General features: G+C 70.0%; 16 protein-coding genes and 2 pseudogenes. 8 read left to right on the top strand and 10 right to left on the bottom strand.

Features of this window, described 5'->3' with window-relative positions; all coding sequences use genetic code 11:
- Window positions 1–105: 105 nt before the first annotated feature.
- Complete coding sequence (locus OG861_RS01305) at window positions 106–1,248, top strand: acetate/propionate family kinase (protein ID WP_330261015.1); 1,143 nt, start codon at window positions 106–108, stop codon at window positions 1,246–1,248.
- A 230-nt stretch (window positions 1,249–1,478) separates the two neighbouring features.
- On the opposite strand, the gene OG861_RS01300 is transcribed toward OG861_RS01305, so the two are convergent.
- Complete coding sequence (locus OG861_RS01300) at window positions 1,479–2,312, bottom strand: NAD(P)H-binding protein (RefSeq protein WP_330261014.1); 834 nt, start codon at window positions 2,310–2,312, stop codon at window positions 1,479–1,481.
- Between the two features lie 126 nt (window positions 2,313–2,438).
- Complete coding sequence (locus OG861_RS01295) at window positions 2,439–2,681, bottom strand: DUF6233 domain-containing protein (protein WP_329202629.1); 243 nt, start codon at window positions 2,679–2,681, stop codon at window positions 2,439–2,441.
- 201 nt (window positions 2,682–2,882) lie between these two features.
- On the opposite strand from OG861_RS01295, the gene fabV reads away from it, so the two are divergent.
- The 3 genes from fabV (at window position 2,883) to OG861_RS01280 (ending at window position 5,917) form a co-directional block, all read left to right on the top strand.
- Window positions 2,883–4,097, top strand: a complete 1,215-nt coding sequence (gene fabV / locus OG861_RS01290; protein ID WP_330261013.1) for an enoyl-[acyl-carrier-protein] reductase FabV — start codon at window positions 2,883–2,885, stop codon at window positions 4,095–4,097.
- Window positions 4,098–4,362: 265 nt separating this feature from the next.
- On the top strand, window positions 4,363–4,959 hold the full coding sequence (locus OG861_RS01285) for a hypothetical protein (protein WP_330261012.1): 597 nt from the start codon (window positions 4,363–4,365) through the stop codon (window positions 4,957–4,959).
- Window positions 4,960–5,254: 295 nt separating this feature from the next.
- Window positions 5,255–5,917 carry a hypothetical protein gene (locus tag OG861_RS01280; RefSeq protein ID WP_330261011.1) on the top strand — a complete coding sequence of 221 codons (663 nt, stop codon included), beginning with the start codon at window positions 5,255–5,257 and terminating at the stop codon, window positions 5,915–5,917.
- Window positions 5,918–6,503: 586 nt separating this feature from the next.
- Here OG861_RS01280 and OG861_RS01275 read toward each other — a convergent pair.
- From OG861_RS01275 to OG861_RS01270, 4 genes and pseudogenes are all read right to left on the bottom strand, one after another.
- Complete coding sequence (locus tag OG861_RS01275; RefSeq protein ID WP_330261010.1) at window positions 6,504–6,689, bottom strand: hypothetical protein; 186 nt, start codon at window positions 6,687–6,689, stop codon at window positions 6,504–6,506.
- A 12-nt stretch (window positions 6,690–6,701) separates the two neighbouring features.
- Window positions 6,702–6,806 (bottom strand): annotated as a pseudogene (locus OG861_RS34220) (pentapeptide repeat-containing protein); the annotation flags it as partial.
- A gap of 19 nt (window positions 6,807–6,825) precedes the next feature.
- A pseudogene (locus OG861_RS34215) lies at window positions 6,826–7,113 on the bottom strand (pentapeptide repeat-containing protein); the annotation flags it as partial.
- Window positions 7,114–7,893: 780 nt separating this feature from the next.
- Window positions 7,894–8,745, bottom strand: coding sequence for a uridine kinase family protein (locus tag OG861_RS01270; protein WP_330261009.1), 852 nt, complete (start codon window positions 8,743–8,745; stop codon window positions 7,894–7,896).
- A gap of 243 nt (window positions 8,746–8,988) precedes the next feature.
- On the opposite strand from OG861_RS01270, the gene OG861_RS01265 reads away from it, so the two are divergent.
- Both OG861_RS01265 and OG861_RS01260 read left to right on the top strand, forming a co-directional pair.
- Entirely contained in the window at window positions 8,989–9,858 is an 870-nt protein-coding gene (locus OG861_RS01265) for a hypothetical protein (protein ID WP_330261008.1), read from the top strand.
- A gap of 275 nt (window positions 9,859–10,133) precedes the next feature.
- Window positions 10,134–11,135, top strand: coding sequence for an NAD-dependent epimerase/dehydratase family protein (locus tag OG861_RS01260; RefSeq protein WP_330261007.1), 1,002 nt, complete (start codon window positions 10,134–10,136; stop codon window positions 11,133–11,135).
- 330 nt (window positions 11,136–11,465) lie between these two features.
- Here the strand turns inward: OG861_RS01260 and OG861_RS01255 are convergent, their stop codons facing one another.
- The 3 genes from OG861_RS01255 to OG861_RS01245 form a co-directional block, all read right to left on the bottom strand.
- Complete coding sequence (locus tag OG861_RS01255) at window positions 11,466–13,667, bottom strand: SpoIIE family protein phosphatase (protein WP_330261006.1); 2,202 nt, start codon at window positions 13,665–13,667, stop codon at window positions 11,466–11,468.
- A gap of 425 nt (window positions 13,668–14,092) precedes the next feature.
- Window positions 14,093–15,367: a tetratricopeptide repeat protein gene (locus OG861_RS01250; RefSeq protein ID WP_330261005.1), complete on the bottom strand. Its 1,275-nt coding sequence runs from the start codon at window positions 15,365–15,367 to the stop codon at window positions 14,093–14,095.
- 317 nt (window positions 15,368–15,684) lie between these two features.
- Entirely contained in the window at window positions 15,685–16,488 is an 804-nt protein-coding gene (locus tag OG861_RS01245; RefSeq protein WP_330261004.1) for a DUF2182 domain-containing protein, read from the bottom strand.
- Window positions 16,489–16,692: 204 nt separating this feature from the next.
- Between OG861_RS01245 and OG861_RS01240 the strand changes: the two genes are divergently transcribed.
- Window positions 16,693–17,349 carry a DUF1326 domain-containing protein gene (locus tag OG861_RS01240; RefSeq protein ID WP_329201427.1) on the top strand — a complete coding sequence of 219 codons (657 nt, stop codon included), beginning with the start codon at window positions 16,693–16,695 and terminating at the stop codon, window positions 17,347–17,349.
- 239 nt (window positions 17,350–17,588) lie between these two features.
- Here the strand turns inward: OG861_RS01240 and OG861_RS01235 are convergent, their stop codons facing one another.
- A complete protein-coding gene (locus tag OG861_RS01235; protein ID WP_330261003.1) occupies window positions 17,589–18,359 on the bottom strand; it encodes an ATP nucleotide 3'-pyrophosphokinase in 771 nt (256 codons plus the stop codon).
- 430 nt (window positions 18,360–18,789) lie between these two features.
- Between OG861_RS01235 and OG861_RS01230 the strand changes: the two genes are divergently transcribed.
- Complete coding sequence (locus OG861_RS01230) at window positions 18,790–19,530, top strand: alpha/beta hydrolase (protein WP_329201429.1); 741 nt, start codon at window positions 18,790–18,792, stop codon at window positions 19,528–19,530.
- The last annotated feature ends 55 nt before the right edge of the window (window positions 19,531–19,585 follow it).

Raw genomic sequence — 19,585 nt, 5'->3', positions numbered from 1 at the left:
AAGTGGTCTCCCTGCCGCGTCGAGCGCCGCCACCCACATGTACGGGGCCCGTTGCTGCCTGGTGGGCGCACCGTGCCGGGGACGCAAGAGCACTGGAGGTGTGTGATGAGTGCCGACCGCTCCGACGAGAGCCTTGGTGGTCACGTACTGGTCCTCGATGCCGGCTCATCGAGCCTTCACATCGCTCTGTTCGCGGCGGACGGTGAACGCGTGGCAGAGCGGGACGCCTCGGAGCCCCCGGGGCCCGCTGCGGCGGTGGAACTGCGGAACTTCCTCAGCGAGGTACCCGCTCCCGCGGCGGTCGGTCACCGCATCGTCCACAGCGGTCCGCACCTGACTGGTCATACGCTGATCGACGCACGCGTACGGGCTCTGCTGGCGGACGTCGCCGATCTCGCGCCGATGCACGTGACCCCTGCCCTGCCCGTGGTTGATGCCGCACGAGAACTCCTGCCCGACGTTCCCCACGTCGCCTGCTTCGACACTGTCTTTCACAAGGACCTGCCGGCACAGGCGCGCACGTACGCAGTGCCGGAGCGATGGCGCGCCGACTACGGGCTGCGCCGGTACGGCTTCCACGGGCTCTCCTACTCGTGGGCACTGCAGAGGACGGCGCAGGCCCTGGGCCGACCCGTCGACGACCTCCAGGTCGTGCTCGTGCACCTGGGCGGCGGCTGCTCGGCCTGCGCCGTCCGCAACGGACGCAGCGTGGACACCACCATGGGGCTCACTCCGCTGGAAGGCCTGGTGATGAGCCGGCGCAGCGGCAGCCTCGACCCCGGCGCGCTGCTGTGGCTGCAGCGGCGGCACGGTCTGAGCACGGACGAATTGGATGACACGCTCCACCGGCATTCCGGTCTGCTCGGCCTCTCCGGTACTTCGGGAGACACCCGGGACCTGGTGCGCGCCCGCGCGGAGGGTGATGCCGCGGCCGCGCTGGCGCTGGCGACGTTCACACTCAGCTGCCGCAGGGGCATCGCCTCGATGGCCGCCTCGCTGGACCGGCTGGACGCGCTGGTCTTCACCGGGGAGATCGGCGAAGACCAACCGGAGGTACGCGAGGAGATCTGCTCGGCCCTGACCGTTCTCGGTGTACGAGGCGGGCTGCTCGTCCCCGAACTGGGGGACTTGATGCGGGAGGGCCTCCGGCGCATCGATCGGGCGGGGAGAGGTGTCCCGGTCCTCGTGGTCGCAACCGGCGAGACGCAGCAGATCGCCGTCGAGACCAGACGGGTGCTCGGCATGTGACAGGCCAAGGCACCTGCCGGCGATCCACATGTGCCTGGCCCGCGCAAAGAACCGGCCTCCTGTACCAGGACAGGACGGGGGAGTGGAGACGTCCGGTCCTGTACGCCGCCCCCGTCTGGTCACGGGGCTCGAGGGCCAGTGGCCCGCACCAGAGCTCCGTACCGCCCTTCGACTCACCACGCCCACGGCCGTGACCGCGACACCCCGGCGGCGGGATGTGTGCTCGCGGTTCAACGGAAGGCGTTGACGTTCTCCGAAGCCCACTGCTGGAACGGGCGGGCGGGCCTTCCAGTGATCCTTGCAACCGTGTCGCGCACCATCAGCAGTTGGTCGTTCACGTCGCCGCCCGTGACGTCGAGCACCGCGTCCGCGGCCTCCGCCCCGAAGACCGCAGCCATCTGTGCGTGGGCCTGCCGGCGGCTGATCTCCGCGAAGGGAACCTCCCGCCCCAGTGCTGCCGCGAGGGCTTCGACCTGTTGTCGGGCGGTCACCGGCGCTGGACCGGTCAAGGCGTACGTGTGCCCGTGGTGGCCGGGCTCGGTCAGTGCCACCCGTGCCACCGCCGCGACGTCCGCGGGATGGATGGTCGGCAGCGCGGTGTCGGCGTACGGCGCGCGGACGGTCTCGTGGCCACGGATGGAAGCCGCCCACATCAAGGCGTTCGAGGCGAACTGCGTCGGTCGCAGGATCGTCCAGGCCATGCCGCTTGCCTTGAGTAGACGCTCCACCGCCAGGTTCTCGTCGGCGGGGCCGAGGTGCGGGTGGGTCTGGACGGTGATGGACGACACCAGCACGACATGCTCCACGCCCGCCTGCCGGGCGGCTTCGATTATGTCGGCGTCCGGTCCCAGGCGCGGTACGAGAAACAGTGAACGCACCCCACGAAGCGCGGGCTTCAACGTCGCAGGCTCAGCGAAGTCGCCCTCCACGGCCCCGACTCCATCGGGGAAGACTGCCCGTGAGGCATCACGGGTCAGCCCCCTCAGCGGGCCGACACCACGCGCGTGCAGCTCCTTCAGCAGGGCACTGCCTGAGTTTCCGGTGGCTCCGGTCACGAGGATCATGGGTGTGTCTTCCCGTCATCAGATGATCAAGTAGGCGACACGCTAAAACCTCAATCTCGCTTCAGGTCAAGGAGTGCCTGGCCACCAGCGCGACGGGGCGGCACATCGGTACGCGTCCGACCACGTTCATGCGTACGCCGACACGAGTGCGGTGTCGGGGCGGCACTGGAGCGCAGGCGGCCACGCCTGGGCGAGCAGTTTGCGGATCTGGTCGGCGGTGGCGGGGGCGCAGCGTTTGCCGGTGTCGCGGCACGTCGCGACGTGGACGCGGCCCGGAGGCCGGACGGCGCCTATCTGACCCTCGACCGGCCACGCGAACGGCTCCGCCGGCGGACGGCGGCGCGCGGCGGCTTCCTCGACAGCGAACAGTGCCCCCTCTACGCCCTCAAGCTAGCTGCGCAGGTAGGTGCCTCTTGCTCGGCTGGAAGTGGTGGAACACTCCAAGACCGGCTCATGATCGTTGTTCCCGGTGGGGCCACCACGTCTGGGGAAGCTATCGCAGACTTGCAGGGCGTGGCCGGCCTGGCTGGTCACCGCGTCCGTGTCCCGGCCGACCCAAGGACTGTCATCGTGAGCGAGCGTGTTCTCACCCCCCGCAACCGGGGCTTCCTCTTCCTCGACTCCCACCCGGCGGGCTGCCGGCAACTGGTGGCCGACATGTGGCAGGCGTGCCCCGCCCCCGTCGGCGTGCCGGAAGGCAACGGGCCGGTCGCGCTTGTCATCGGCTCCTCCGCCGGTTACGGTCTCGCGGCCACACTTGCCGGACTCAAGCGCGCTGGTATCCGCGGCATCGCGGTGTCCTTCGAGAAAGCCCCCACCGCGCGGCGTACGGCGACGGCCGGCTGGTATCGCACCGCGGCCACCGCCGACATCGCCCGCAGCGCCGGTCGGGACGTGGTCTTCCTCAACGGCGATGCCTTCTCCGACTCGATGAAGAATCAGGTCGCCGACCTCGTCGAGCAGCGTTTCGGCGGTCGGCTGGACTACCTGATCTACTCGGTGGCCGCGCCCCGGCGGACCGACCCCGACACCGGTACCGCCTACGCCTCGGTCCTCAAGCCGATCGGCCAGGCGAACCGCACCAAGACCCTCGCTTTCGATGACGAGGGTGTTCCGGAGGTCCGCGAGGTGGAGACCGGACCGGCCGAGGGCGACGACGTGGAGCACACCGTGGCCGTGATGGGCGGAACGGACTGGGAACGCTGGATCGACCACCTTGCCGCACGCGGACTGCTTGCCGACAGGTTCGCCACCGCCGCGTTGTCCTACATCGGCTCGCCGCTGACGGCGGCGATCTACCGGCAGGGCACCATCGGCGCGGCCAAGGCCCATTTGGAGGCCACGGCACGCACGCTGAACGAGCGGCTCGACAAGACAGTCGGCGGGCGGGCCGTCACCTCCGTCAACGGCGCCGCCGTCACCCAGTCCTCCACCGCGATTCCTGGTATCGCCCTGTACACCGGCCTGTTGCGCGGCGTCCTCGGCGAGGACCTCGTCCCACCGATCCTCCAACTCGCCGCCTTGTGGGACCAACTCACCGGCGCTGCCCCGCTCGCCCTGGACGCCGAGGGGCGTATCCGCCTGGATACCTTCGAACTGACCGACGATGTCCAGGCGGCTGTCGCGGAACGCTGGGAGGCTGCCACCACGGCGACCATCGCCGACCTGGCCGATCTCGACTGGTTTCGCGCTGAGGTCCGACGCCTCTACGGGTTCTCCGTGCCCGGCATCGACTACACAGTGCCAGTCGCCACTGACGTCCCCTGGCCCGACCACACCCCCTAGACGGCGACTCGAAGGCCCTCGAAACCGCCGAAGTTTCCAGTACACGCCCACACCCGCCACCACCCGACAGGCGCGTGGCTGCTGATTGCCACGGAGCGGGCTCGCGGCTTCGACGAAGTCGCCGGCCGCGCAACCGCCCAGGCCGCATCAGCGAGGCCGGCGGATGAAACGTGATCTGGTCAACGAGACGCCATAACCGGCTGGGTGCCATCAAGCGGGATCAGGGCAACGCAGCCAGACAACGCCGTGGCCGACAATGAGGCGCATGAACGTCCCTGAGCTGCTCGAAGCGGTCTCCTTGCTGGTTTCTGAAGAGACCGCTACCGAGAACGACATTACGGTGCGAGACATCTGGGACTACCTCGTCAACGACGAGTGGGAGATCGCCCTGGGCCTGCTGGAGGAGCTGGGAAACGGCCATCCCCCTCCTCTCGCATTCTGGGTTGAGCTCGCCGACGCGGCGGAACAGCTCCGCCTTGAGCGGAGCTCGGCCTGGTGCCATTGGCGGTGTTCCGAGATCCGCAACGGCGTGATCCGAGCTGACCTGACGCTCCGCCCTGCCGCCGAGGCGCGACGCACAACGCCAATCGCTGCTCACGGTGTTCTGCGGCCCATGTGGGACATCGGACATCTCTCACCCGCCGGTGAACGAGCGGTCAGCATTGCCCGGCTCTGGGTAGAGGACATGCCTTCTCTGGAGCCCGGCGGACGAGCCACGGTTCGCCTGGTGCCCTTCACCCCCTCGCAGTGGAAGCACGTCCAGCCCGGCCAGCTGATCACCATGCACGAGGACCGATCCGTGGCCGGTACCGCAGTCATCCTGGAGGTTCACCGCCCTGCCACCACTATGCCCGCGGGATGACCTCGACCTCTGGTTCGTCCGTGAACCCGAACCCGAGGACGCGGGGTGACCGCGCGGATTGCATCGGTCGCTAGGGTGCGTGGCCTCAGCAGGTCCGAGTAGCGGAGCGGCCCGCTGTTCGGACGCGAACCGGACCACCTGGCCGGCTGCGTCCGACCGCGCTCGCCCGGCCCTTCACCTCTGGTCGAGCGTGGCGTCGGCCGGGAACGGTACCAGAAGGGGCAGAAGCGCAGTAGATCGCCCGTGACACCATGGCCCAAGCTGGACGAAGAGCTGCTCAAGTGGGGAAGCTGTCATGAGTTCGGGTAAGTGGCTGTGGACCTCCCTGCGGCGCTACGTCCTGACCATCGTGCTTGCCTGGGTGGCCGCGGCCTCGGTGCTGCCCGCTCTCGGTGACGAGCCCTTCATCGAGGAGTTCGCGCTCGAGGTGCGGGTCGGCCTCGTGGGCGTCCCCCTCCTGACGGTCGCGACCATGTTCGTACTCGTCCTGTTGGCCGGCCGTCGGTTCGAACCGCCGACCGGTGGCGCCCAGCGGATCCGGGGCGGTTGGATGGTCATCCTGCCGTTGTTGCTGTTGCTGCCGGTGGGAATGCTCATCCCACTCCAGTACCTGATCATGCTGGGCGCGCAGCTGGCCTACGTGGTCTGGGTACTGCCCTGCGAGGACGCACGTGACACGGCGAACGTCCTGGGCTCGCTCGTCGACCCGGCCGTCCCTGCGGAGCTGCGGGCCCGGACGGCACGGGCGGTCGCAGGACTCCGGACCAGTCCGGTCGTGGAAGCCCTGGTGCTCGCCGCGGCGGACGAGGAGCCGGAGGTCGCCGAAGCGGCAATGGAGAGCCTCTGCACCATCTGGCGGCACGTTGGGGTCGTCGGCGAAAACCAGTTGGCGAGGCTTGCGCCGAAGGACCAGGACCGAGTCCGGGCGCTGGGCATCAGGGTCCGCAGCCCCTGGTGACAGGCGGGGCATTCCGCTAGGGGCAATCAGGGCCTGGCCCTCCCGAACCTCGGTAGGGCCAGGCCATTCACGTGCCCTGCGGTATGCCGTCCGTGCCCTCAGACGCCCCGAGCCCGGGGCCGAAGATCCCGTCAACGGTCAAGGGGTGGCCGGGATAGTTGAGTTCGGGCTTCGGGTTCTTGACGGCGCCCGATGGTCAGCTCTCGCACGCGAGTAGTCAAAACGTCGTGGTATTCGGCGGCCAGCTTGGTCCCGTCCGTGGCCCAGGGCGGCCGGTGAACTCTGCGCTCACTCTCCAGGTCCGAGCGAAGACGTTCGCTGGTGGATCCGGGAGGCCTCTTCCAGGAGGTCCTTGACCTTGTCTGATCGGGCGCAGTCGGCGGCCAGCGATGTCGCAGGTGTCGGCGATCCTCGCCCGCCAGTTGGCCTCGAAGTCGGCCAGCAGCTGCGGCGCGTGCGCGGCGATCGCGGCGCACAGAGCCGGAAGGCCGCGCTCGGCCACCGGGGTCTCGTAGGGGCCTCGTCCAGGGTCCGGCGGGCGAAGAGATGGCCGTCCTTCAACGGCTGGAGCGGGCCGGCCCGGCGCTCAACCGGCGCGGTGCCCTGCCTTCCACAGGGAGCAATCAGGAGCCTTCTCCCCGCCTCGGAAGCCGTCGTGGCCCTCGTTGTTGACGTTGACCGAATCGACCTTCTCCTGGACCACGTCCTCCGGCCAGCACGTACGCGCGTCAACGGTCGCCCCGTGGAAGGTGGTGCCCTCGCTGTCGATCACCGCGTGGGTCAGGTTGGCGCTTTGGAGGAGGGCGTCGTCGAGGTGAGCACCCGTCAGGTTGGTCTCGTAGAGGTTGGCCCCGATCAGGTTCGCGCCTTGCAGCTTGGCTCCTGTCAGGTCGGCCCCCTGTCAGGTCCGTGTCCCGGAGCTGGGCGTTTCGCAGGTCGGCTCCCTTGAGGTCGGCATTGTGCAGGGCCTTGCCGCTGAAATTGATCGCCTTGATGTCGCGGCCTGCAGGACTGAACCCCGGGATGGAGGCGGCGATTTCGACATTGGCGCGCCACGCCGCGTACTTCTGGCTCTCCTCAAGTGCCTGCTGCAGGTAAAGGACCGACACGCCCACGGCAATGCCGGTAATGAGTGCGCCCCCGATGCCGACGAGCACTTCGATCTTCGGTTCGCGCTCTGTCTCTTTGGAAGCCATCCGCCACGCGAAGCACGCCCCCACCGCGCCGAGCACACCGAGGAATATCAACAACCCCAGCAGAGCCCATCCTGTGTCAGGCACGGGGACCATCCCCAATACTCAAGGATCGAGTGGAATGTGCCCTATTTCCTCTCTACGCCCGCCTCCACGTGATCGCAAGTGCTCGTGGCGAGTGGAGTCGAGGCGGCCCGGCACGGTTACCTGGCCCTCCACGAAGTACCAGTCTCCGCAGCCGGGCTTCGTTTACCGGGGTCCGACCTGCAGAACGTCGGGACGCTTCACGATAGCCATGATTGACGCGCCGGTCCGCGCTTGGATGAGGGCGCCGCAGCGGCCCGCACCGCTCACCGACTCCGGTCGGCAGTGCCGGCCGTCGGCCCTGCTACCGGTCTTTGCGCCGAGGCGGGAGCAAACCGTCGTCTCCGGTGTGCACTCCGCCGCCGATTCGGCCGTCAGGTCGCTGGCGTCGCGCAAAGGTTGTCGTCGTCCGTCGCCTTTCCCGAGTGCCGGTTCTCCAGCCGGTGCCCGAGTCCGGTAGCCGAACTGCATGCCACTGGGCTTATGGGAATGTGGCCGCGGAAGTCCAGCGTCGACTGGGGTCCTTCGATGCTGGGTCACCCACGCAGAGATACGTCTACCTGCCGGCGTTCGCCGCGATCACGAGGGGCTGTGTTGTATCGCTGAGCCATATGGAATGACGGAGACCATACGCGTGGGTGACGGGGTGTCAGGCCGATGCAGTTCGGATTGCCTCGGTGATCGGGTGCTCTCCCTGCCTCAGTAGCCGCGGACGAGGAGTTTGACTCTGGTCTGGGGCCAGGTGGTGTGCAGGTAGTAGTCCTCGGCGGCGCGCCAACGCGTGATCCATTCGTCCGCATGTTCGCCGCGTGCTCGCACTCGCTGCAGGCAGAGGTCTCGCGGAGCATCCACGTAGGCAGTGAAGTGGTAATAGGGCGCAAGCTCCGGGCGGGTTGAGTAGACCCCTTCGACGATCACCACGGTGCCGGGGCCGATCTCGTGCCAGCCTCCGAGTCGTCCGGTGGCCCAGTCGTAGATCTGGTATCGGGCGGCTTGGTTGGCCCGCAGCGGGACCAGGACCTGGTCCCGGAGACGTTCCCAGTCGAAGTAGCGGTGGTAGCCCTGTTCTGCGTCGAGCCGCTCTCGCTCCTGGTCGGGTAGGGGACGGTAGAAGTCGTCGACGTGGACGGTGACTGAATCGTCGAGTTGTCCGGACACCGCGGCGGCCAACGTTGTCTTGCCCGACCCTCCGGGGCCGTCGATGGCGACGGTCCTGGTGCTCCCCGGGGCGTGGGCCAAGCGAAGGAAGCCGTCGGCTACGTCCTTCGCTCTTTCGATCATGTCCACGCGTTGCTGAGGTGTCTGCAGCCCAGTGATCCGCGCGGCGCTCGACAGCACGGCACTCTTGGCCTCCCCGAGGGCCCCGGGTCCGGCTCCCAGCAGTTCCCGCGTGACAAGGATCGAGTCCATGGCTCCGGTTCCGAGGTCTCGAAGCAGCCGCTGGACTTGTTCCATGTCCTGGTTCTGCTCCAGCAACGGCTTGCACTGCTCGACCAGGGAGGCGAGCCGGGCAGCACGTTCCGGCGCGAGGCCCTGGACGTCTGCGGACATGAGAACTCCTTGTGGGCGATGTGCAGGGCGGGGACAAGCTACTTTCTGGCTGCTCCCGGAGGCCACTTCTTTCGAGGCCCCCGTGAGGTAGGCCGGTTTTCGGACCGCGAGTCAGCTGCACGATCCTTCCGACCGCCCGCAGCACTTCGATCGGAGCCGGCAGGGTGTGGGTCGCACGCAGGAAGGAAGCGGCTCGTCCTGTTGGTCGGCCCGCTGTCAGAGCGGGTTGGCAAGATCGTCGCCATGAATGGCACACGTACCACCCCGCCGCGGCCGGTCGACGTCGCCGCGGTCTTCCTCGCGCTGGCTCCGCTGGCGCGCCAAGCAGTCCGGTTGCACCCGCGTCCCGGCTCTCCCACCGTGCACGACAGCTCGATCGGGGGGCCCCTGCTCTGGCCCGCACAGGAACCCTGGCTGTACTGCCGCATCGAGCATGAAGGCCTCCATCCCCTGGTGCCCGTGGCCCAGTTGTACGCGCGGGACATACCCCTGCTGCGGCCGCCCGGGCGGAGCGACCTGCTGCAGGTCCTGTGGTGCCCTTCGGAGCACGCACCGGACTCGAGCATTCCGATCGCGTTGTCCTGGCGGACCGCCGCGGATGTCACCGACGTGTTGGCCGCGCCGCCCGAGCCGTTCGACGCGGACGAGTACCTCTACGTGCCCGAGCCGTGCGTGCTCGCGCCGGAGCAGGTCACCGAGTACCCCGATTCCCTGGAACTCCCCGAGGAGTTGAAGCAGCAGATCACGGACCCCGCGGCCTGGCGGGCGGCGGGCATCGTGGTCGACGATGCCGACCCGCGGGAGCTCTATGACAACGCGCTGTCCCACGCCCCCGGCTGGAAGATCGGCGGCTGGGCCTCCTGGGGACTCACCGACCCCGTGCCGCGGTTCTGTGTGGCCTGCGGTACCGCGATGACGCCGCTGCTGACCATCGCCTCGTCCGAATGGCACCGCAACAGCACGAGTTGGATCCCTCACGAGGACCGAGTCCCCGGCGCATCCGACGACAGTTGGTGCAATCCGCCCGGGATCACGGTGCTGGACGCCAATCACCTCCAGCTGTACGCCTGCCCGGCGAGCGGAGGCCACCCGCACACCGACCTGGTCCAGTGAGGGGCTGCGGAGGGCCCGAAACCGGGTTACGGGAGTCCCTGCTCCGCAACAACGGCGTCCGTACGGGATGACGGAGGGATCCGGCCGCTCCCTCGGCCGGATCCGGCCAGGCTGGTTCTGCAACGGCCGGCGCGCTTGGCCGTCGCGGCGCTCCGCCTGACCTGAGCGTCGCGGGAGCCGCCGGCCGGGCAGGGCCGGTCCGGTGTCTCCGGCGGATCACTATGCCCTGGGCGAAGCAGGGGGCGCAGGCTCACGGGCCGTGTTTGAGTGGGCCGATGAACATCTTGGTGTTGGGTGGAACGGCATGGGTTGGCCGCGAGGTCTCGCGGCAGGCACTGGACCGTGGGCATCAGGTGACTTGCCTGGCCCGCGGGGAGAGTGGCGCCGTGGCCGAGGGTGCGGTGCTGGTCGCCGCGGACCGGCGTGACCCGTCGGCGTACGAAGGCCTGGCGGACCGGGACTGGGACGCCGTGGTCGAGGTCTCGTGGCAGCCGGGTTTCGTCCGCGGAGCGCTGGCGGCGCTCGGGGCGAGGGCGGCCCACTGGGCGTACGTGTCGTCGATCAGCGCGTACGCCTCGCACGCGCAGGTGGACGCGGACGAGTCGGCGTGCCTGCTCCCGGCGGTCAAGGGGGATGAGGCCGACCGTGAGGAGTACGGGGAGGCCAAGGCGGCGTGTGAGGAGGCTTCGACGGCTGCGGTGGGCGATCGGCTCCTCATCGCGCGGGCCGGACTGATCGGCGGCCCCGGTGACCACAGCGGCCGCACCGGGTACTGGGTGGGCCGCGCGGCGCGCGAGCCGCTGGCGCCACTGCTGGTACCCGCATCGCCCGACGTCGCGACGCAGGCGGTGGACGCGCGAGACCTCGCGGCGTGGTTGCTCGACTGTGCGGAGAAGGGGACGACCGGAACGTACGACGCGGTCGGGCCGATCGTGCCGTTCAGCGAGTGGGTCGCACTGTCCCGGGAGGTCGGCGGGCACACCGGTCCGGTGGTGAAGGCCGGTGCCGACTGGCTGCTCGAGCAGGAGGTGGGGCAGTTCATGGGCCCGGAATCGCTCGCGATGTGGATGGCCGACCCGGACTGGGTCGGCTTCAGCGCCCGCAACGGTTCCGCGGCCGGCGCGGCGGGCCTTCGGCACCGGCCCCGGGCGGAGCTGCTGGCGGACACCTTGCGCTGGGAGCGGGAGCAAGGTCTGGACCGGCCCCGCCGGGCCGGTCTCAGCGGCGAGCGCGAGCGGGAACTGCTGGAGGCATGGAGCAGGGCGGTACGGGAGTAGGCGCGCGCCGACCACGAGGTGGCTGCTGCCGCGGCGGAGTGCCGGCTGTATCTGCGGCAACCAAGGCGCGTGTTACCGGAGTCGGCCCGGTGCACCCGGAGCGGGGCGGCGGCCTGCTCGGGCCCGAGCGGAGCGTCGGCGGCGACCAGGCGCGCGAGGCCCCCGACCAGGCGCACGAGGCCCCCGCCCGCGAAGCGGGTCCTCCTCCTGAAGCGGTCCGAAGGCGGAGCAGGGACCGCGTGGACCGGACAGGCGCAATTGAGCCTGGAGGCGAGAGAAGGGGTGCGCGGTGGTGGGGCGCGACGCCGACGGCAACGACTTCCGGGCCCGTCACGTGTGCCGCCCCTCCCTGGCGAAGCGCAGCAGGAGCAGGGCGATGTCGTCGGTACGGGCAGTGCCGCCGCGGGCTTGGCCGATGAGGTCGTCCGCCAGCGTGCGCACCGGGTGGCCTTCGTGGGTCGCGGTGATGCGGGCGGCGACGGCCGCGATGCCGTCCTCCAGGTCCTCGCCGGGAACCTCGACCAGCCCGTCGGTGTACAGGGTGAGCAGAGTGCCCGGCTCGAACGGGATCTCGACGGCGGTGTACGAGGCGTCCGGGTCGATGCCGAGGAGCAGCCCGGGCGGCAGGTTCAGCATCTTCGCCGGGCCGCCGGCATGGCGCAGCAGCGGGGGCGGATGGCCGGCGGAGGCCAGGCGGACGGTGTGGCCGGCGAGGTCGATATGGGCGTACACGCAGCTGGTGAACAGCCCGGGTTCGAGGTCGGTCAGGAGCCGGTTGGTGCGGGCGAGGACCTCTTCGGGGGGTGCGCCGGCGCCCGCGTGGACGGCTGTGCGGACCTGGCCCATGAGGGCGGCGGCGTTCACGTTGTGGCCCTGGACGTCGCCGATGGCGGCCGCGGCGGTGGTGTCGTCGATCCGGATGAGGTCGTAGAAGTCGCCACCGATGTCGAGCCCGTGCGCCGCCGGCAGGTAGCTGGCGGCCACTTCGAGGTGCGGGACGTGGGGCAGGGCGCGCGGCAGCAGGCCGGTCTGCAGACTGTGGGCCAGCTGGTGGGTGGCGTCATAGAGGCGGGCGCGGTCGAGGGCCTGCGCGATGAGTCCGGCGAGGGAGGTCAGGACCGCCCGTTCACCGGGCGCGAACGTATGGGGACGCGCGTAGGCCAGGATGAGGGTGCCGATGGGCCGGCCGGACGCGATCAGGGGCAGGAAGGTCCACGCCGCCATGCCGTCTCCGATCACGACGGCCGGGAAGGCGGCCGCGAGCTCGTCGGCGCTCGCGAAGAACAGCGGTTTGCCCGTGCGCAGGCCATGGGTGCTGGCTGTATGGATGCCGAGAGGGATGCCGTCGTAGCGAGCCATGAGCTCGGCTGTGTAACCACGGAAGCCGACGATGCGCAGACGCTGCTCCTCGGCCACCAAGAGGGCCAGGGCCTGGGCGCCGAGGGCGGGGACGAGCAGGTCGGCGGCCTGGTCGACGACGTCGCGGGCGTGGACGGCCTCCGTGAGGGCGGCCGCCAGGTGCATGAGCTGGTAGAGGGCGGTGGCCCGGCTGGGCGAGGGCTCCGCGGGAGTGGCCGTCGGCGCGGCGGGCGGCGGGACGGGCTCGTCGGCGGTGACCGGGGTGATGCGGACGCTGATCCCGGTGTTGTCCGGGTAGAGGTCGAAGCGCAGATAGCGGCCGATCGGGGGAGCGGCGGTGAAGCTGCGCGGCACTCGGCTGATCACTGCGGCCCGGTAGTGGTCCTCGATGACGGGGGTGTCCATCCAGGGCAAGGCTTCCCACGGTAGGGCTCCGCGGAGCCGGGAGACAGGTGCGCCCAGCAGCTCGGCCGCCTCGGCGGTGATGAAGGTGATCGTGCCGTTCAGATCGAGTGCGCAGTTGCCTCCGGGCAGCCGGCGGATGAAGGCCATGGCGGCGGCCGCCTCGGCCGGTCCGGGCGTGGGAGGGGGAGGCGGTCGCAGCATGACCGGCTGCGCCGGGGGACGGACGGGGTGTCCGGCTTCGGCGGCCCGGCGCAGGTGGTTCGCGAGACGGCCGCAGGCCGAGTCCACGGCGACGCGTTCCTTGTCGGTCAGGTAGGGCGCGTGGGAGCCGGGCCACAGGAGTACGAGACCGGCCCCGGTGGGCTCCGCCCCGGACACCGGGTCGGGGACGAGCGGGGCGGCGGCGAGGGCGAAGTCGTACGGCAGGACGAGGCCGAGGCGCGGGTAGCGCCGGGCCGTCTCCTCCCGGCCGCCCAGCCAGACGAACCGCCCGTCGCGAACTGCGTCGGCCACCGGGATGGCATCGTCGATGGGGACCCGGGACCAGGGCAGCGCGAGTTCTCGGGCCAGGCCGAGGGTCATCGCCAGACGCAGGACGCGCCGGGTGGGATCGGGCAAGTAGAGCATGCCGATGGACGCCCCTGTGGCCGCGCAGACTTCGAGCAGGGCCGCGCCGAGCGCCCGCTGATCGGCCCCCTCGACGCCCTCGGCGGGGTCGGCGGGCTCGGGCTGCTCGGCCCCCTGGTCACGCCCTGGAACGTTTCGCACCTGTCCATGGTCGCCCCACACACCGCCCGCGCTCCGTCACCGGCCCGCTCCGGCGAGCCCACGCGTCGGCCGAGCGCGGGACCGGGACGCCAGTGCGGCGGTCGAACGCAGGCGCGAGACGTCTGCAACGGCGTCGTCCGGCTCCCTCAGCCCCTGCCCGGAGCTGCGGCCGGATCGTCGGGCGGCGGCTGACGCACCGGGTGCACCGGGGGCGCGGGGAGTGGTTCGACCTGACACCTCTCGGAGATCCCGCCACGGCCGTCATCGGGGCAGGCGTACCCGCCGGCGTTCTTCGAGGAGCACTTGCCGGAACCCCAACCGGCCGCGGTTCCCCGTAAGGAACTGCGGCCGGGCACGGTGTACCGCTCGGAGACGGTGTGTGGATTCGGCGTCCGCGGCTGCTGACCGCGCACGCCCCCGTCTTACTACCGGTCGTCGGAGAGCACCGGGTCTTGCGCCTTGCGGCGGCGTCCCCAGCGCTTGTTGCCCATCTGGAGGTCGGCCTGCGCCGATGACGACTCGTCCAAGGGAGTGAGCGGGATGACCTCCATCTTCGCGGCCGGCTCCGGGGAAGAGGAGGCGGCGGTGGTCGTTGACGCCGATACGGCCGAGGATCCCGAGGGGATGTCCACGATGAGCGGTACCAGACGTTCGCCGCGAATCTTGACATCGCTACTGGCATCGCCCTTGCCGTCGCTCTGGCCCTTGCCGTCGCTCTGGCCCTTGGCCTCGCTCTGGCTCTTGCCCTTGCGTACCCGCCACAGCCCGCGGGACTGGAGGGCGGTGCCGAGGTTGTTCAGGACCCTGCCCTCGTCGTCGCTCATCTCGGCGAACCGGGCGGCGGCCTGTTGGTGTGCGTCGATGGCCTCGTCGAACCGGCGCACCTGCTGCAGAGCCATGCCCAGGTTGTTCAGGGCCCGGCCCTCGCCCTCGTGGTCGCCGAGTTCCATGAACCGGGCGGCGGCCTGTTGGTGTGCGTCGATGGCTTCCTCGAACCGGCGCACCTGCTGCAGAGCCGTACCCAGGTTGTTCAGGGCCCGGCCCTCACCGTCGTGGTCGCCCAGCTCGGCGAACCGGGCGGCGGCCTGCTGGTGTGCGTCGATGGCTTCCTCGAACCGGCGCACCTGCTGCAGAGCCGTACCCAGGTTGTTCAGGGCCCGGCCCTCACCGTCGTGGTCGCCCAGCTCGGCGAACCGGGCGGCGGCCTGCTGGTGTGCGTCGATGGCCTCGTCGAACCGCCGTACCTGCTGCGAGGCCGTACCCAGGTTGTTCAGGGCCTGCCCCTCGCGGTGGTGGTCGCCGAGTGCGGTGAACCGGGCGGCGGCCTGCTGGTGTGCGTCGATGGCTTCCTCGAACCGCCGTACCTGCTGCGAAGCCGTACCCAGGTTGTTCAGGGCCTGTCCCTCACGGTGGTGGTCGCCCAGCTCGGTGAACCGGGCGGCGGCCTGCTGGTGTGCGTCGATGGCCTCGTCGAACCGCTGCACCTGCTGCAGAGCCGTGCCGAGATTGTTCAGGGCCTGCCCTTCGGCATGGCGCTCGCCCAGCTCGCGGCATGTGACGAGGTCCTGCTGATGGGCCTCGATGGCCTCGTCGAACCGCTGCACCTGCTGCAGGGCGACGCCGAGGCTGTTCAGCGCCCGGCTCTCGCCATGGCGTTCGCCCAATTCGCGGCAAATTATCAGATCCTGCTGGTAGCTCATGGTGCCTCCCAGGAGTCGCGCCGTTCTTGACGACACTCTCAGCAACCAGCCAAACGCGGACGGCCGCAACCGGTTCGGGGCCGGTGGCACCCAACCGAATGGCGCTTTCGCCTGTCTGGCGGAGGCGGCCTGCCACCACTGCCCGGTCGGCTCCTTGCCGGCGCCGCGTCCCGGACGAGGGCGATCACGGCGCGCCGGGTGGGCAGCCCACCGCGCCGTCCGCGCAGTCGCCACCCTGCACGACCTCGCCACGGACGGGTGAAACCGCAGGTCAGCCAGCATGCGACGCTGCCGCACCCACCCTTCTGCCGCACCTTTCAGGACGGGAGCATCGTCGTCATCGGTGACTGCGGCGGCGTCAGACCCGGCAGTAGCCAGGGCTGGAAGGGGGCCACGACGGCAAGGACGACGAACGCCAACCCGACAGCGGCGGAGAAGGCCGGGCCCAGGCGCCACAGCTTCTCGATGAAGATCACCACGGCCACCGCCGCCATCCCCAGGACGTTCATCACGCCCAGCGGGACGAGAACGATCATCAGTCCCCAGCAGCAGCCGACGCAGTACGCCCCGTGGTGGGCCCCGACCCGCAGGTCGCGGGCCCCGGGCCGGAAGCCGGCGTAGCGCACGAGCTGTCCCATGGGACTGCGGCAGTGGCGCAGGCAAAGGCTCTTGAGCGGGGTGAACTGGTACAGCCCGGCGAGTAGGAAGGCGCCCGCACCGATCCAGCGCCCCACGGCGGGGTGCTCGTCCACCAAGGCCCCGGTCGCCGCGAGGAGCCCGTATGCGATCAGGCCGAAGACCGTCCAGGCCAGGAGGTAGCCGCCCACGAACTGGGTGGTACGGGCCACCCGGACGGCTCCGGCGGACTGCCGGCTGATGGCCCTGGTCCAGGTGATGGCGACGGGGGCCACGGACGGGAACATCATGGCGATCATCATCGTCAGCCAGAACAGCAGGAACAGCGGGATGCCCATGCCCATGGTCCCCGGTTCGACCCCCGTGTCACGGGCCTGGCTGACGACCAGCACCCAGGCGAGCAGGGCGATCAGGGTCATCAGGGACCAGGCGAGTGCCAGCTGCCGGGCAGACAGCAGGTTTGCCGGACGCAGGGGTGGTGCCATGGCCTTCCGGTCGAAGCGCACACTTCCAGCACATCACAGTGGACCTGTACGTGCCCGTGCGGATCCGGGGCCTCTCGGCGGCCAGAGGAGGATACTCTGGAGGGAGACCCTGTACGACCCGGGCGTGGGCCGGCGACGGATCCCGGGGGTTCTGCCATCCGCCCGAGACCGACGTCCGGTACGCGGTCACGAGGAGGCAGGGAGATGTCCGAGACCACGGCGACCGTTCCGAAGTGGCACGCGGCAGGCGACTGGTTCGACACCTGCAAGTGCAACGTGCCCTGCCCCTGCTCCTTCGCGCAGCTGCCCACCGACGGCGATTGCGAAGGCATCCTGGCGTGGCACATCCGCGAGGGTCAATACGGGGACACACGGCTGGACGGCCTCAATGTGCTGATGCTGGGCTCGTTCGTCGGCAACCTCTGGGCCGAGCACTCCGACGCCTTCGCGGCGGTCTTCGTGGACGAGCGCGCCGACGACGCGCAGCGCGAAGCACTCCAGATGATTTTCGGTGGCCAGGCGGGCAGTTGGCCCGCCGAGATGATGAACATGATGGGCGCAGAAGTGCGCGGCATGGAATTCGCCCCCATCGAGTTCGAGGTCGCCGACGACCTCGGGAGCTGGCGGGCCGTCGTCCCCGGCCGGGTCGAGGCAAGCGCGGCAGCACTCACCGGACCGAACACGCCGGAGGGCGCCCGCGTCCAGTCCACCAACCTGCCCGGCGCGGAGACCGGACCGGGCCAGGTCGCGACCTGGGGCCGTTCGACAGCGGACCGCGCGGACGCCTACGGATTCCAGTGGAGCAGGGAAGGCCAGTCCAGCAAGCACATCACCTTCGACTGGAGCGGGCCCGACAGGTGAAGGCTCGGTGACCGCCGGGCCCAGATCGTGCGCCCGCCGGCCGCACGGGCCCTTGAGGGAATGGGGGGTCAAGGTCTGTCTGCACGCACAGGTACCCGTACGTGTGGCTACGGCAGAACGTGCCGTAGCCGTCGTGCGGCAAACCTGCCCAAGTCCCCAGCCACGCACGAGTGTCGGTCCGGGGCGCGCGCTCGACACGATCGTGCCTCGGACCGACGGCAGGGCTGACATCGTGGACCTCAGCGGACTGCCGGGATGGGCGGCGGGGCGGCGGGGCTGACGGGCGCGGTCAGGCGGTCCGCGCCGGAAGGGGCCGGGACGGCGGCGAAGACGGCGTCCTGCTGCGCTTGGAGCTCCTTCTTGCGGTCAGGGCTCGTCGAGGGAAGGCGCTGTTCCTCGTACAGCAGGTGGGTCACTTCCTGGGCGTGCTTGCTCGCGGGGGTGTGGAACTGGACCTCGAAGAGCTGGCCGGAGCCGGGTGCGCGCCAACCTGTGTTGAGGCCCTTGTAGCCGGCGGTGCGGCCCCAGGTGTTGGACCACTTGGTGGAGTCGTTGCCCCAGGCGGACAGGAGGGTCGAGGCCGTGGTGACCCCTTGGGTGTAGGTGTCGTCGGGCCATTGCAGGGTGTAGCGGACGGCGTCGCTCAAGCGGGCGAGGACGTCGTCGACGTCTTGCTGGGGCTGTTCCTTGAGGGAGGTGGCGACCTTGCGCTTGAGGGAGTCGGGGGATTTCAGGCGGTGGTCGAACCCGATGAGTTCCGCTCCCGTGGCCAGGGCGGCGGTGTGCACATCCGTACTGATCGTCCGCTCGGCTTCCCGCGCCCGGTCGAGGTAGGCGTCGACCTTGGTGTTGTCGGCCGCGTCCAGGGTGAGCCCGCCCTCCCCCTTCCAGCCCCCGTCACCGGGCCCGGCCGCGATCGCCGGCTGGACCCCGGTGGTGAACACCGCAGCCAGCGCTGCCGTCAGCAGTGCGTGGGTGAGCGTGGGTGCGGTGACCTTGTTCGTCGTCATGCAGTCGCCTTCGTAGGGGGTGGAATGGCCTGCCGGCAGCGACAACCGGAGGAAAGGCGTCCAGGTAACGGTGAGGCGGTGGGGGCGGAAGCCCCGCGGTCGGCCCTGCCCTCGGTACGGGAGGGGGTGACGGGCTCCCATGGGGAACTGCTTGGTTGCAGACCGGCCGGAGACGCACCGCTACCACCAGCGGTTCCAGGAGACGCGGCTTCGCCTGGACACCCCGGTCGCCGGCCCGGCCGAGTCAGGGAAAAACCGTTTGGCGGACGAAGGTCGGCCACTGCTACATTTCCGGAGGCCGTGCGAGAGAACGAGGAGGTGGTACCCGTGAACGCAGTATCGACATGGGTGCTCCCCTCCGGGGTCACGGTCGGGCGATAGACAGGTCGTCCGGGAGCGCCGTTCCAGTGCACTCCCGAAAGGCACGACCATGCATTTCACTTCCGAGCAACGCCTCGACGACGGCGTCCTCGAACGCGAATTCACCCTCGGTGAGATCCCCGGCATCCTGTGGACGCCCGAAGCCGCATCCGCTTCCGCACCAGTGCCACTGATCCTGCTCGGCCACCCTCCGCTCGGGCTGCGCAAGATGTACCCCCGGCTGGTCGCCCGGGCCCAAGACGCAGCTGCGGATGGCTTCGCGGCGGCCACCATCGAGCTCCCCGGAAGCGGCGACCGGCCCGCTTGGCCCGCCCTCGATCAGGCCCGCGCCGATCTGCGCCGGGCGATGCGGGCCGGCGAGCCGGTCAGCGACGGGGTGGTCGACGCCCTCGTCCTGCCCCTGGTCGACAAGGCGGTCCCGGAGTGGCAGGACGCGCTGGACGCCTTCCTCTCGCTGCCGGAGATCGGCGGTCCGGTCGGGTATTCGGGGGGCGTGATCTCCATCGGCATCCGGCTCGCGGTGGTCGAGCCGCGCATCGAGGCCGCCGTTCTGTTCGCGGGGAGTCTCGTACCGCGCGTCATGTTCGAGGAGGCCCGGCAGGTCACCATTCCGCTGCACGTCCTGCTGCAGTGGGACGACGAAGGGAACGACCGTCAGGCGGCCCTGGACCTGTTCGACGCCTTCGGTTCCAAGGAGAAGACGCTGCACGCCAACATGGGCGGGCACACCGGCGTCCCGCAGTTCGCGGGGGACGCCGCGGCCCGGTTCTTCACCCGGCACCTGAGGTGAGGCCGGGCCGTCAGGCCCGCAGTAGGCGGTACTGATCTCGGCGGCTCGCCGCTCA

The sequence above is a fragment of the Streptomyces sp. NBC_00539 genome (genome assembly GCF_036346105.1).
Taxonomy (GTDB): Bacteria; Actinomycetota; Actinomycetes; order Streptomycetales; family Streptomycetaceae; genus Streptomyces.
Note: the sequence above shows the minus strand (reverse complement) of the source record. Positions and strands in the feature narration are given on the sequence as shown.

Excerpts from the sequence above, each read along its gene's own strand:
- OG861_RS01260 (WP_330261007.1), top strand. The coding sequence starts at position 10,134 with ATGAACATCTTGGTGTTGGGTGGAACGGCATGGGTTGGCCGCGAGGTC.
- OG861_RS01245 (WP_330261004.1), bottom strand. The coding sequence starts at position 16,488 with ATGGCACCACCCCTGCGTCCGGCAAACCTGCTGTCTGCCCGGCAGCTG.
- OG861_RS01280 (WP_330261011.1), top strand. The coding sequence starts at position 5,255 with ATGAGTTCGGGTAAGTGGCTGTGGACCTCCCTGCGGCGCTACGTCCTG.
- OG861_RS01305 (WP_330261015.1), top strand. The coding sequence starts at position 106 with ATGAGTGCCGACCGCTCCGACGAGAGCCTTGGTGGTCACGTACTGGTC.
- OG861_RS01300 (WP_330261014.1), bottom strand. The coding sequence starts at position 2,312 with ATGATCCTCGTGACCGGAGCCACCGGAAACTCAGGCAGTGCCCTGCTG.
- OG861_RS01235 (WP_330261003.1), bottom strand. The coding sequence starts at position 18,359 with ATGACGACGAACAAGGTCACCGCACCCACGCTCACCCACGCACTGCTG.
- OG861_RS01265 (WP_330261008.1), top strand. The coding sequence starts at position 8,989 with ATGAATGGCACACGTACCACCCCGCCGCGGCCGGTCGACGTCGCCGCG.
- OG861_RS01230 (WP_329201429.1), top strand. The coding sequence starts at position 18,790 with ATGCATTTCACTTCCGAGCAACGCCTCGACGACGGCGTCCTCGAACGC.
- OG861_RS01270 (WP_330261009.1), bottom strand. The coding sequence starts at position 8,745 with ATGTCCGCAGACGTCCAGGGCCTCGCGCCGGAACGTGCTGCCCGGCTC.
- OG861_RS01285 (WP_330261012.1), top strand. The coding sequence starts at position 4,363 with ATGAACGTCCCTGAGCTGCTCGAAGCGGTCTCCTTGCTGGTTTCTGAA.
- OG861_RS01250 (WP_330261005.1), bottom strand. The coding sequence starts at position 15,367 with ATGAGCTACCAGCAGGATCTGATAATTTGCCGCGAATTGGGCGAACGC.
- OG861_RS01240 (WP_329201427.1), top strand. The coding sequence starts at position 16,693 with ATGTCCGAGACCACGGCGACCGTTCCGAAGTGGCACGCGGCAGGCGAC.